Origin of the sequence: uncultured Amnibacterium sp. (assembly GCF_964245895.1) — a bacterium.
Lineage (GTDB): Bacteria > Actinomycetota > Actinomycetes > Actinomycetales > Microbacteriaceae > Amnibacterium.
Genome location: NZ_CAXTOQ010000107.1, coordinates 1 through 11,938, shown reverse-complemented (window position 1 = coordinate 11,938; position 11,938 = coordinate 1). Strand labels below are relative to the sequence as shown.

At 72.1% G+C, this 11,938-nt stretch carries 12 protein-coding genes and 1 tRNA gene; 9 read left to right on the top strand and 4 right to left on the bottom strand.

The window, feature by feature from the left end:
- Both ACFE60_RS13540 and ACFE60_RS13535 read left to right on the top strand, forming a co-directional pair.
- The coding region (locus ACFE60_RS13540) for an alpha-amylase family glycosyl hydrolase (RefSeq protein WP_375389388.1) at window positions 1–1,134 on the top strand (1,134 nt) is incomplete at its 5' end.
- 154 nt (window positions 1,135–1,288) lie between these two features.
- Complete coding sequence (locus tag ACFE60_RS13535) at window positions 1,289–3,265, top strand: GTP-binding protein (RefSeq protein WP_375389387.1); 1,977 nt, start codon at window positions 1,289–1,291, stop codon at window positions 3,263–3,265.
- Window positions 3,266–3,365: 100 nt separating this feature from the next.
- On the opposite strand, the gene ACFE60_RS13530 is transcribed toward ACFE60_RS13535, so the two are convergent.
- Complete coding sequence (locus tag ACFE60_RS13530) at window positions 3,366–3,923, bottom strand: CGNR zinc finger domain-containing protein (protein WP_375389386.1); 558 nt, start codon at window positions 3,921–3,923, stop codon at window positions 3,366–3,368.
- 90 nt (window positions 3,924–4,013) lie between these two features.
- On the opposite strand from ACFE60_RS13530, the gene ACFE60_RS13525 reads away from it, so the two are divergent.
- Window positions 4,014–5,024 (top strand): DMT family transporter, encoded by a 1,011-nt coding sequence (locus tag ACFE60_RS13525; RefSeq protein ID WP_375389385.1) that lies wholly within the window; start codon window positions 4,014–4,016, stop codon window positions 5,022–5,024.
- Between the two features lie 11 nt (window positions 5,025–5,035).
- Window positions 5,036–5,932 carry an SDR family oxidoreductase gene (locus ACFE60_RS13520; protein WP_375389384.1) on the top strand — a complete coding sequence of 299 codons (897 nt, stop codon included), beginning with the start codon at window positions 5,036–5,038 and terminating at the stop codon, window positions 5,930–5,932.
- Between the two features lie 56 nt (window positions 5,933–5,988).
- Here ACFE60_RS13520 and ACFE60_RS13515 read toward each other — a convergent pair whose 3' ends face one another.
- Complete coding sequence (locus ACFE60_RS13515; protein ID WP_375389383.1) at window positions 5,989–6,645, bottom strand: peroxiredoxin-like family protein; 657 nt, start codon at window positions 6,643–6,645, stop codon at window positions 5,989–5,991.
- 67 nt (window positions 6,646–6,712) lie between these two features.
- Window positions 6,713–7,369 carry an SDR family oxidoreductase gene (locus tag ACFE60_RS13510; protein WP_375389382.1) on the bottom strand — a complete coding sequence of 219 codons (657 nt, stop codon included), beginning with the start codon at window positions 7,367–7,369 and terminating at the stop codon, window positions 6,713–6,715.
- Window positions 7,370–7,425: 56 nt separating this feature from the next.
- Between ACFE60_RS13510 and trxA the strand changes: the two genes are divergently transcribed.
- Complete coding sequence (gene trxA / locus ACFE60_RS13505; RefSeq protein WP_375389381.1) at window positions 7,426–7,806, top strand: thioredoxin; 381 nt, start codon at window positions 7,426–7,428, stop codon at window positions 7,804–7,806.
- A gap of 45 nt (window positions 7,807–7,851) precedes the next feature.
- The gene (locus ACFE60_RS13500; RefSeq protein ID WP_375389380.1) at window positions 7,852–8,706 is read left to right on the top strand and encodes an aldo/keto reductase; all 855 of its coding nucleotides are present in this window, start codon (window positions 7,852–7,854) and stop codon (window positions 8,704–8,706) included.
- 151 nt (window positions 8,707–8,857) lie between these two features.
- On the opposite strand, the gene ACFE60_RS13495 is transcribed toward ACFE60_RS13500, so the two are convergent.
- A complete protein-coding gene (locus ACFE60_RS13495) occupies window positions 8,858–10,102 on the bottom strand; it encodes an FAD-dependent monooxygenase (RefSeq protein ID WP_375389379.1) in 1,245 nt (414 codons plus the stop codon).
- 114 nt (window positions 10,103–10,216) lie between these two features.
- Between ACFE60_RS13495 and ACFE60_RS13490 the strand changes: the two genes are divergently transcribed.
- The 3 genes from ACFE60_RS13490 (at window position 10,217) to ACFE60_RS13480 (ending at window position 11,885) form a co-directional block, all read left to right on the top strand.
- Window positions 10,217–10,290 (top strand) — tRNA-Pro (locus ACFE60_RS13490).
- Window positions 10,291–10,470: 180 nt separating this feature from the next.
- Complete coding sequence (locus ACFE60_RS13485) at window positions 10,471–10,710, top strand: helix-turn-helix transcriptional regulator (protein ID WP_375389378.1); 240 nt, start codon at window positions 10,471–10,473, stop codon at window positions 10,708–10,710.
- 161 nt (window positions 10,711–10,871) lie between these two features.
- Window positions 10,872–11,885 (top strand): tyrosine-type recombinase/integrase, encoded by a 1,014-nt coding sequence (locus tag ACFE60_RS13480; RefSeq protein ID WP_375389377.1) that lies wholly within the window; start codon window positions 10,872–10,874, stop codon window positions 11,883–11,885.
- Window positions 11,886–11,938: the final 53 nt, after the last annotated feature.

Genomic DNA, 11,938 nt, shown 5'->3' with positions numbered 1-11,938 from the left:
ATGCGCTGGTGGCTCGACCGCGGGGTCGACGGCTTCCGGATGGACGTCATCAACTTCGTCTCGAAGGACCAGTCGTTCGCCGACGCGCCGCCCGTGCCGGGGGAGCGCTTCGTGAACGCGTTCCCGCTGTTCGCGAACGGGCCGCGCATCCACGAGTTCCTCGCCGAGATGCGCTCGCGGGTCTTCGCGGGCCGGGAGGGGGCCTTCCTCACGGTCGGCGAGATGCCGGGCGTGACGCCGGAGCAGGCGATCCGCTACACCGACCCCGCGAACGGCGAGGTCGACATGGTCTTCCAGTTCGAGCACGTCTCGATCGACCAGGGCCCCGCGTCCAAGTGGGACTACGTCGGGCTCGACCGCCTGGCGCTGAAGCGCTCGCTGCACCGCTGGCAGACCGCGCTCGCCGAGCAGGGCTGGAACAGCCTGTACTGGGACAACCACGACCAGCCGCGCGCCGTCTCCCGGTTCGGCGACGACGACCCGGCGTACTGGGAGCAGTCCGCGAAGGCGCTCGCGACGATCCTGCACGGCATGCGCGGCACGCCCTACGTCTACCAGGGCGAGGAGCTCGGGATGACGAACTTCCCGTTCCGCTCGGCCGACGAGCACCGGGACGTGGAGGCGGTGAACCACTGGCGGCGGGTGGTGGCGGAGGGGCTCGATCAGCAGGCGGCGCTGACCGGCATGGCCGCGGTCGGCCGGGACAACGCGCGCACGCCGATGCAGTGGGACGCCTCCACGACCGCCGGGTTCACCACGGGGGAGCCGTGGCTGCCCGTGAACCCGAACCGCACCTGGCTGAACGCGGCGGCGCAGGTCGGCACGCCCGGCAGCGTGTTCGAGCACTACAAGGCGCTCATCGCGCTGCGCCACGAGCACGAGGTGATCGCGGTCGGCGACTTCACCGGGGTGCTCGAGAACGACCCGGAGGTGTGGGCGTACGTCCGCACCGCCGGGCGGGCGAAGCTGCTCGTCGTCGCGAACTGCGGCCGGCAGCCGCGCGAGCTGGAGCTGGGCGACGGCTGGGCCGGCGCGCGGCTCCTGCTCGGGTCCCTCCCGGACCGCGCCGACCGGCTCGCGCAGGGACCCGTGACCCTCGCCGGCTGGGAGTCCCGCATCTATCTCGCGGAGTGACTCCAGCCCGCGGGTATGTCACGATGGGGGCTCATCCCGTCGAGAGGAGCAGAGGCCGTGCCTGCAGCCGTCCGCGTCCCCACACGCTGACGATCGCCCGCCTCCGTTCCCAGGCTCCCGATGTCGGCGCTCCGCCGACATCGACAGGAGTCCCGTGCTGCCGCAGCACACCCACCGTCCCCGCGTGCTCGACCTCGGGGTGCTCGCGCACATCGACGCGGGCAAGACCAGCCTGACCGAGCGCCTGCTCTTCGACACGGGCGCGGTCGCCTCGCTCGGCAGCGTCGACGCGGGCACGACCAGGACCGACTCGATGGACCTGGAGCGGCGCCGCGGCATCACGATCCGCGCGGCCGTCACCGCCGTGCGCATCGGCGGGCTCGACGTGAACGTGATCGACACCCCGGGGCACACCGACTTCGTCGCCGAGGTCGAGCGGGCGCTGGGCGTGCTCGATGCCGCTGTGCTCGTGCTCTCCGCGGTGGAGGGCGTGCAGCCGCAGACGGTCGCGATCTGGCGCAGCCTACGGCGGGTGGGCGTCCCGACGCTGCTGTTCGTGAACAAGGTCGATCGGGCCTCCGCGGACCCCGAGCGGGCCGTCGCCGAGATCCGCGAGCGGCTGACCGCCGACCTCGTGCGGCTCGATCGCGTGTCGGACGCGGGCACGGCCGCCGCGACCGTGGCACGGCGGCCGCTCGACGATCCGGCGGTGGCCGAGCCGGTGATCGCCGCCGACGACGTGCTGCTGCAGCGCTGGTCCGACGGCCTCGTCGTCGCGCCGGAGCAGCGGCTCGGCGCGCTGCGGGCCGCGGTGGGCAGCGGCGCGCTCTTCCCCGTGCTCTGCGGCTCCGCCGTCACCGGCGTCGGCGTCGACGGGCTGCGCTGGGCGATCGAGCACCTCGTGCCGCCCGCGCCGGTCCACGACGGCGCGCTGGCCGGCTCCGTGTTCGCGGTCGACCGCGTCGGCGCGACCCGCCGCACGTGGCTGCGGCTCTGGGCGGGCGAGCTGCGGGTGCGCGACCGCGTCGCCCTGGCCGGCCGCGCGCCGGAGCGGGTCACGCACATCGTCGCCCCGACCCCGTCGGGCTCGGAGGAGCGGCAGCGCGCGACCGCCGGGGAGCTGGTCGCGGTCGGCGGCCTCGCCACGGCGCGGATCGGCGACGTGCTCGGCTCCCCGCCCTCCCGCCGGCTGCCGCGCATCGCTCCCGCGACGCTGCGCTCGGTGGTCGAGGCCGTCGACCCCGCGCAGCGGGTGGCGATGGTGGAGGCGCTCAAGGTCCTCGCAGACGAGGACCCGCTGATCGACCTCGCCGTCGAGGGCCCCGCGGTCGTGGTGCGCATCCACGGCGAGGTGCAGCGGGAGGTCATCGCGTCGCTGCTGGACGAGCGGTTCGGCGTCGCGACCCGGTTCTCGGACACCGTCGCGGCATGCATCGAGCGGCTGGAGGCGCCGGCCGCGGCGGCGGAGCGGCTCGGGGAGGCCGGCAACCCCTACCTGGCGACCGTCGGCCTGGCGATCGAGCCGCTGCCCGGTTCGGACGAGGTCCTCTTCGCGCCGGGCGTGCAGCGCGGGCGCCTGCCCGCCTCGTTCGTCGCGGCGACGGAGGAGGGCGTGCGGCACGCCCTCGGGCAGGGCCAGAGCGGCTGGCCCGTCCGCGGCGTGCGGGTGACCATGACCGCCTCGGCGTACTGGCCGCGGCAGAGTCACGCGCATCAGCGGTTCGACAAGTCGATGTCGAGCGTCGGGGCCGACTTCCGGCTCCTGACGCCCGTCGTCGTGGCCGCCTGCCTCCGCGCCGCCGGCACCAGGGTGTGCGAGCCGATCGAGCGGTTCGACGCCGAGGTGCCGGAGGAGCACCTGAGCGCCCTGCTGGGGCTGCTCGGCCGCAGCGGCGGGGTGGTCGAGGCCGCGACCGACGCCGGCCGGTACCGGCGGGTCGAGGGGACGCTGCCGTCGGCGCAGATCGGCCGGACCGTCCGCGCCCTGCCCGATCTCGCGGGCGGCCAGGCGGTGCTCACGAGCCGGATGGACCACTACCGTGCGGTCGCTGACGGCCGCGGGCCGACCCGGGAGCGGGTCGGGCCCGACCCCGCCGACCGGCTCGCGTGGTTCCGGGCCATGCCCAGGTAGGAAGGGGAGTCGACCCCGTCGTGACGGCTCCCTTCGCGACACGCCGCTGCGGCACGACGCAGGTCCCGGCAGGTCGGCAGACCAGCCTGAACGAAGGAGGTCAGGAGGCGGCGGAGCGGGCGCGGAAGGCGCGCACGTGCATCCGGTTGCCGCAGTTGCCGACGTCGCAGAAGCGCTTCGAGCGGTTGCGGCTGAAGTCGACCAGCACGGCCTCGCAGTCGTCAGCGGCGCAGCGCTTCATGCGCGCCCGCTCGCCCTGCCGCAGCACGTCGACCCACGCCATCGCGATCTCGACCATGACGCGGTCCGCCAGCGGTGCGTCCGGCGCGTTCGCGTGGATGTGCCAGCCGAACCCGTCGTGGTCGACGAGCCGGGGGAGCGCGCCGCCCTCGGCGAGCATCCCGTTCACCGCGGAGACCACCTCGATCTCCCGCTCCGTCTCCCACAGCGCCCGGAGGCGGAGGCGCAGCGCGCGAAGCGACTCGAGCTCCACGGTCGTGTGCAGCCGGTCGCCCGTGAAGCCCTCGCCGTCGAACCAGGCGTCCAGCTGCGTCATCGTCCGCAGCTCGTCCTCGCCGCTGTGCGACGCGTCGGGCAGCGTGTTCACGAGCGTCGTCGCGGCCGCGAGGCTCAGCTCGACGTCATGGGTGAACAGCATGTGACTCCTGACCGAGAACGGCCGAGGATCCGATAGGCTCCTCGGTTGTCAGGAGTGTACGGCATTTCACTCCTGACAGGAGGGGATCGCATGCGGCGCTCGAACCCGGTCGCGGGCCTGACCTTCGCGGTGCTGGCCGCCTTCGCGTTCGGCGTCGGCGGGCCGTTCGTGCGGCCCCTGCTCGACGCGGGCTGGTCCTCCTCCGCCGCCGTGCTGTGCCGCTGCGCCGGCACGCTGCTCGTGCTCGCGATCCCCGCGGTCGTGCTGCTCCGCGGCCGGTGGGGCGTGCTGCGCCGCAACTGGCGCACCGTGCTCGCCTACGGGGTGTTCGCCGTGGTCGGCACGCAGCTGCTGTACTACTCGGCGATCAGCCGCATGCCGGTGGGCGCCGCGCTGCTGATCGAGTACCTCGCGCCCGTGCTGCTCGTGCTCTGGAGCTGGCTGCGCACCCGCCGCCGCCCCAGCGGGCGGGTGCTCGCGGGCTCGGTGCTCGCGATCGCGGGGCTGCTGCTGGTCGTCGACCTCGGCGGCGTGGGCTCGGCGGATCTCGTCGGGCCGCTGCTCGCCCTCACGGCGGCGGTCGGCGTCGCGATCTACTACGTCATCAACGCCCGGCTGGATCCCGAGCTGCATCCGATCGTGCTGCTCGCCGCCGCCATGGCGGTCGGGGTCGTGGTGCTCCTGCTGCTCGCCATCGCCGGCATCACCCCCCTGACCTTCGCGTTCACGGACGTGCTGCTGGCCGGCTCGGTCGCCCCGTGGTGGCTGTCCGCCGGCGTGATGGTGCTGGTCTCCACGTCCGCCGCGTACCTGCTCGGCATCGCGGGCGGCGCCCGGCTCGGCAGCCGCGTGGCCTCGTTCGTCGGCCTGTTCGAGGTGCTGTTCGCGGTGCTCGCCGCCTGGGTGCTGCTCGGCGACCTGCCCGCGCCGATCCAGCTGGGCGGCGGCGTGCTGATCCTCGCCGGCGTCGTGCTCGTCAAGCTGCAGGGCGAGGAGCCGGAAGCGGATCCCGGCGCCCTCCACGTACCTCCACCAGGTGCTCGGCGGACGTTCGGCCCGCGTGCAGCCCGCTCATCGGAGACGTCCCGGTCCGGCACGTAGCGTCCCCGCCCGTGACCGATCAGTACACCCTGCAGGACCCGACCACCCAGTACCCGAAGCCCGACGACAGCTGGAAGCAGTACCAGGAGGGCGCGGGCTCCGAGCAGGAGCAGCACCCGAAGCCCGACGCGGGCGAGACCAGCTACCGCGGCACCGGCCGCCTGACGGGCCGGAAGGCCGTCGTCACCGGTGGGGACAGCGGCATCGGCCGCGCCGCCGCCATCGCGTTCGCGCGGGAGGGCGCCGACGTCGTGCTCTCCTACCTGCCGGAGGAGGAGGCCGACGCGAAGGAGGTCGTGCAGCTGATCGAGGAGGCCGGCCGCAAGGCCGTGGCGTTCCCCGGCGACCTGACGGACGAGGCCTACTGCGAGGCGCTGATCCAGAAGGCCGTCGACGAGCTGGGCGGCATCGACATCCTCGCGAACATCGCCGGCAAGCAGCAGACGCAGGAGTCGATCCAGGACATCACGACCGCGCAGTTCGACGAGACGATGAAGACCAACGTCTACTCGCTGTTCTGGCTGAACAAGGCCGCGGTGGCGAAGATGAAGCCCGGCAGCACGATCATCAACACGTCGTCGATCCAGGCGTACGCGCCGAGCCCGACGCTGATCGACTACGCGAGCACCAAGGCGCAGATCAACGCCTTCAGCAAGGCGCTCGCCGGCTCGGTCGCCGAGCAGGGCATCCGCGTGAACGTGGTCGCTCCCGGTCCGGTCTGGACGCCGCTGCAGCAGGCCGGCGGGCAGCCGACGGAGGCGCTCGCCGAGTTCGGCGCGCAGACGCCGTTCGGGCGGCCCGGCCAGCCGGCGGAGCTCGCCTCCGCGTACGTCTACCTCGCGAGCCCCGAGTCGGGCTACGTGACGGGCGAGACCCTGAATGTGAACGGCGGCATGCCCACCCCGTGATCCGTCGTGAAGGAACCTCTTCGCCCGATGAGGAGTTCCTTCACAACGGACAGGGCTCAGAGGGCGTCGACCGCCGCGAGGATCGTCGACACCTCGGTGCGCGTCGTGTAGTCGACGTGCACGTCGGCGAACCGCACCACCCGGTCGGCGTCGACGACCAGCACCGTGGGGAACGGGATGTCACCGGTCGCGTCGGCGTTGCTGTCGGCGACGTCGAACCCGAGCGCCGTGTGCGCGTCCCGAGCGGCCGAGACCGGCTCGGTGATGATGCCGAGCTCGCGGATCAGCAGGTTGCCCGGGTCGGACAGCACGGTGAACCGCAGGCCGCCGTTCACCACCGCCTGCTCCGACGCCTCCGGCGTCTGCGGGCTGATCGCGACGAGCTCGACGCCCTCGTTCCGCAGCGCCGGGAGGAGGTCGCGCTGGTACGTCTGCAGGGCGATGTTGCAGTACGGGCACCAGGCCCCGCGGTAGAAGACGAGGACGGCGGGGTTGCCGTTCAGCGTGCTCGAGAGGGGTGCGACGGTGCCGTCGGTGCGTACCAGGTCCGCGTCGCGGACCCGGTCGCCGACCGCGACGGCGCCCTCCGGGACCCCCTCCCGGTTCAGCGAGGCCTGCTCCTGCGCGAACACGGCCGCGAGCTCGGGGCCGATCTGCTCGGTGAAGCCGACGTTGAAGTCGTCGACCTGGGCGGTGATCGTGGGGCTGCTCATCCTCGGGACGCTAAGCCGCCTCGGCGCCGCACGCGGACTGCGCTGTAACCGGACGACATGTCGGCGCTCAGCGGAGGGAGGCGAGCGCCTCCTGGATCGTCTGCCCGCCCTCGGTCAGGGCGAGCTGCGCGCCGATCGTGGCGTCGTCCTCCAGCACGGCGGCGAGGACGGCCGCCACGTCGGTGCGGGAGACCGCTCCGGAGGGGATGGCCGCGCCGATCCGCACGCGGCCGGTCGCGGGGTCGTCGGTGAGCCGGCCGGGCCGCACGATCGTCCAGTCGAGCGTGCTGGCGCGCAGCGCGGCGTCCGCGTCCCGCTTCGCCTCCACGTACGCGCGCCACACCGGATCCGTGTCGGCGGGCAGCGGGTCGTCGACACCGAACGCGGACACCTGCACGAAGCGGCGGACGCCGGCGAGCCCCGCGGCTTCGATCGACTTCAGCGAGCCCTCGAGGTCGACGGTGCGCTTGCGGTCGATGCGGCCGTCGCCCCCGGCGCCGGCGCTGAACACGACCGCGTCGGCGCCGGCGAGCACCTCCGCGACGTCGCGCGCGTCGCTCGCCTCCAGGTCGAGCGGGACGGGCGCGGCGCCGACCGCCTGGATGTCGGACCGCTGGGCCTCGGCCCGGATGGTGCTGCGGACGGTGTGGCCCCGGGCCGTCAGCGCCTCCGCGAGGCGGAGCGCGACCTTCCCGTGGCCACCGACGATCACGACGGTGCTCATGGCGACGCACCGTACCGAACGGGAATGCGCGGATCCCGGAGCAGGTTCAATGAGGCATGGCGACCAAGACCCTCACCATCGAGAACCACAACGAGACCGTGGCCGACGGCACGGTGCTCATCGACTTCTGGGCCGACTGGTGCGGCCCCTGCAAGCAGTTCGCGCCGGTGTTCGAGCAGTCCAGCGAGAACCACGCGGACATCACCTACGCGAAGGTCGACACCGAGGACCAGCAGCAGCTGGCCGCGATGTACGGCATCACGTCCATCCCGACGCTCGTCGTGTACCGCGACGGCATCCCGGTGTTCGGTCAGCCGGGCGCCCTTCCCGGTCAGGCGCTCGAGTCGCTGATCGAGCAGGTGCAGGGGCTCGACATGGACGAGGTCCGGGAGCAGTGGACCAAGCAGCAGGCCGAGCGCGAGACCGCTGAGGCCTGACGCCGCGCAGTCGACGCCCAGACCGGAGGAGCAGGCTGGCTCCCCGTGACTGACACGACAACCACCTCCCCGACGATCACGATCGGCGACCTGACCGTCCACCGCCTGGGCTTCGGCAGCATGCAGCTGACCGGCCCCGGCGTGTGGGGTCCGCCGAAGGACCATGACGAGGCGATCCGCGTCCTGCGCCGGTCCGTCGAGCTGGGCGTCGACTTCATCGACACCGCCGACTCCTACGGCCCGTACGTCGCGGAGGAGCTGATCGCGGAGGCGCTCGCGCCGTACCCGGACGGCGTCGTCATCGCGACGAAGGCCGGCCTGACCCGCACCGGCCCGAACGAATGGCCGCCGGTCGGCCGCCCGGAGTACCTGCGGCAGGAGGCGATCCAGAGCCTCCGCCGCCTGGAGCTGGACACGATCGACCTGTTCCAGCTGCACCGCATCGACGAGAAGGTGCCGCTCGAGGACCAGGTCGGCGAGCCGAAGCAGCTGCAGGACGAGGGCAAGATCCGCCACATCGGGCTCTCCGAGGTGTCGGTCGAGCAGCTGCAGGAGGCGCAGAAGATCGCGACGATCGTCTCCGTCCAGAACCTCTACAACCTCGCGAAGCGCGACGCCGAGCCGCTGCTCGACCACGCGGCCGAGCACGGCATCGCGTTCATCCCGTGGTTCCCGCTCGCGACCGGCGGGCTCGCGAAGGAGGGCGGGAAGCTCGACGAGCTCGCGAAGAAGCACGCCGCCTCGCCGTCGCAGCTGGCGCTCGCCTGGCTGCTGCACCGCTCGCCGGTGATGGTGCCGATCCCGGGCACCTCGTCCGTCGCGCACCTCGAGGACAACATGCGCGCCGCCGACATCGCCCTCTCCGCGGACGAGGTGCAGGAGCTCGAGCAGGCCGTCTGACCCGTAGGCCGGGTCGCGCGGGCGAGCGGCCGAGCACGACAGCAGGAAGAATTCCCTTCGGCAGGAAGAACCGGCCCGGTTCTTCCTGCCGAAGGGAATTCTTCCTGCGATGGTGCTCGGTTCTTCCTGCTCTCGTGCTCGGCGTCCTCGCTCAGCGCTCGACGCGCTCCGGGCGGATGCCGAAGCCGAACACCCGCGGCAGGAGGCGCGCGACCGGCCCGCGGAGGACGGCGAGCACCGGAGCCGGCGGCAGCAGGGTCGTCCCGGGCTTCGCGCGGACGACCGCGAGCACGCGGTCCTGCCCCAGCACCTGGATGCGCTGCGTCAGCACGGTCGCTGCCTGCCGCCGGCGCTGCACGCGATCGAGGATCGCCGGGTTGAACACCCTGCGGTGCCGCCCGGGGTCGGCCTGCGCGCGCAGCAGGTGCGGCCCCACCAGGTTCGCGGCGGCGACCGCGTCGGCGACCGCGAGGTTGATCCCGATGCCTCCGAGCGGCGACATCGTGTGCGCGGCGTCGCCGATCGCGAGGATGCCGGGCGCGGACCACCGCCGCAGCCGCTCGATGCCGACGGACAGCAGCTTCACGTCGTCCCAGTCGACGACCTGCTCGAGCCGATCCTGCATCCACGGCGCGATGCCGGCGACGCGGTCGCGGAAGGCGGGCAGCCCGGCGGCGCGGATCGCGGCGTCCGTCCCCTTCGCGACGAGGAACGCCACCTGCCAGTAGTCCCGCCGGTTGATCGCGACCACCGCGCCGCCGCGCCCGATCACGCCGCGCAGCTCCGCCGGCTCGCCCTCCGCCCGGTCGATCCGGAACCACAGCACGTCGATGGGGGAGCCGAGCTCGATCAGGTCGGTCCCCATCTCCGGCCGCAGCACGGATCGCCGCCCGTCCGCCGCGACGGTGACGACGGCCTCGATCGCGCGCTCGACGCCGCCCTGCCGGTACCGCAGCCCGCGCACGTGCCCGCGGGCGGTGCGCAGCACGCCGGTCGTCCGCGCCTCCAGCTCGAGCGTGAACGTCGGGTACTCCTGCGCCTTCCTCACAAGGAGGTCCAGCAGGTCCCACTGCGGCGCGAGCGCGATGTCGGTGAACCGGGCGCTGCGCGGCGCGACCGAGGCGAGGTCCTGGCGCACGAGCACGCCGTCGGTCGTCGCGAACTCGATCGCGGTCATCCGCCCGCGCACGATCGCGTCGAACTCGTCGAGCAGGCCGAGGTCCGCCAGCACCTGCTGCGTCATCGGGTGGACCGTGTCGCCGCGGAAGTCGCGGAGGAAGTCGGCGTGCTGCTCGAGCACGACCACCTTCACGCCCTGCCGCGCGAGCAGCAGCCCGAGCAGGATCCCCGCCGGCCCGCCTCCGGAGATCGCCACCGTCGTGCTGCGCTCGGCCATCCGACCGTTGTACTCCCGCGCGCCGGTCGGCGCCTGCTGCGGGCGGATCGGAGGCGGTACGGCCCCGCTACACTGTCGGAGGCTCGCAGGGACTCCACTCCCTGCGGGTCACCGCGGGCTGTAGCGCAGCTTGGTAGCGCACCTGACTGGGGGTCAGGGGGTCGCAGGTTCAAATCCTGTCAGCCCGACTGGAAGGTCCCGGAACCGCACGGTTCCGGGACTTTTTGGTAGGTGCAGATTTGAACCGCTCGACAGAAACTCTCCATTTATTCGTCCGGAGGGCCTGGCTGCGGGCCCGCAGCGCAAGTCTGTTCGGCCGGTCTGGGCACGGTTCGGGCCAAGAGGGTTGGGTCGCGCACCTCGACCACATGGACGACCGCGCGAACCGCCTTGGCCTCGAACCGCTCCTCGGCGTAGCCGAGCTGGCGGAGTACCTAGGCGTTCCCGCTCAGCGCATCTATGACTGGCGTCTGACTGGTGTCGGGCCCCGTGGGTACCGCCTGGGTAGGGAGCTGAAGTTTCCTGTTTCGGAGGTCACGCGATGGCTCGCGGAACGGGACGAGCGCACGGGCTCCGCAGGCTCGACGTACGGCGAGGTGCAGCGGTGAGCGGCGCGGGGCGACCGAGAACGCCTGTTGGCACCTTCGGGGCGATCACCTTCCGGAGGGAGGGCGCTCGATTCGTCGCAGGGACGCGGTACCGCGACTGGGATGGTCGACTTCGTCGGATCGAAGCCACCGGGCCAACGCGTCAGTCGGCCGAGCGAGCGGTGAAAGAACGCATCGCCGCGCGGACCGAGACGGACGGCGTGAATGGCGAACTGACCGCAGACACGCGCTTCCGCGAACTTGTATCCGTCTGGCTGCAGGATCTCGAGCTCGAAGGTCGCCTCGCGCAGTCGACCCGCGAGCTCTACGAGCGCGATATGCGCACGTTGGTCACCCCGAGCTTCGCGGATCTGGCGTTGCGGGAGATCACGGTTAGTCGCGTGGATCGGTTCTTGAAGAAGCACGCGCAAACGAGCTACTCCAAGGCGAAGCACGCGAAGGTCGTGCTTGGCCTTGCGCTTGGGCTTGCGGTCCGGTACGACGCGATTGCCCGGAACCCTGTGCAGGCCACGGCCCGGCTCCGGCGGCCGAAGCCCACGCCTACGGCGTTGAGCATCGAGGAGATCCAGCGCATCCGACTCGTCGTCGCAGGGTGGCGAAGTGGGTCGGGGCTCCCAGGGCCGAAGCCGGACGGTCAGCTCGGCGCGATCATCGAGGTGATGCTCGGCACATCGGCTCGGATTGGCGAGGTGCTGGCGCTCAGGCGATGCGACGTCAATCTCGCCGGTTCTCCGCCGACGGCGAGGATTTGCGGCACGATCGTTAGTCCGAAAGGGCAATCGACGCTTCGACAAGACCACCCGAAGACCGAGTCGTCCAGCCGCCGCGTCGCGTTGCCGTCGTTCGCCGCCGCGACAATGCGGCAGCGGCTCGCGATCGTTGGTCGGGACGAGGAGCAGCTGTTGTTCCACTCGCGGAATGGGACCCCGTTGACGACGAACAACGTCCGGCGTCAGCTCCGAGTGGTCTTGGAGGCCGCTGGCATCAGCGGGGTGACGCCTCATGCCTTCCGCCGGACCGTGGCGACCACGATTCATCGCGAGGCCGGAGTGGACCTTGCCGCGGCGTTGCTTGGGCACAGCTCTCGAGACATCACGATCGAGCACTACATCGAAAGGACTGACCTGGTGGACCCACGCACTGCCGCAGCGCTGGAAGCTCTCGCGCCCGAGTAGGCCTCTCAATGGATTGATGGCTGGCGACGCGAGAAAGAACAGGTCACGAAGAC

Excerpts from the sequence above, each read along its gene's own strand:
- ACFE60_RS13530 (WP_375389386.1), bottom strand. The coding sequence starts at position 3,923 with ATGCTGTTCACCCATGACGTCGAGCTGAGCCTCGCGGCCGCGACGACG.
- ACFE60_RS13525 (WP_375389385.1), top strand. The coding sequence starts at position 4,014 with ATGCGGCGCTCGAACCCGGTCGCGGGCCTGACCTTCGCGGTGCTGGCC.
- ACFE60_RS13515 (WP_375389383.1), bottom strand. The coding sequence starts at position 6,645 with ATGAGCAGCCCCACGATCACCGCCCAGGTCGACGACTTCAACGTCGGC.
- ACFE60_RS13510 (WP_375389382.1), bottom strand. The coding sequence starts at position 7,369 with ATGAGCACCGTCGTGATCGTCGGTGGCCACGGGAAGGTCGCGCTCCGC.
- trxA (WP_375389381.1), top strand. The coding sequence starts at position 7,426 with ATGGCGACCAAGACCCTCACCATCGAGAACCACAACGAGACCGTGGCC.
- ACFE60_RS13495 (WP_375389379.1), bottom strand. The coding sequence starts at position 10,102 with ATGGCCGAGCGCAGCACGACGGTGGCGATCTCCGGAGGCGGGCCGGCG.
- ACFE60_RS13485 (WP_375389378.1), top strand. The coding sequence starts at position 10,471 with ATGGACGACCGCGCGAACCGCCTTGGCCTCGAACCGCTCCTCGGCGTA.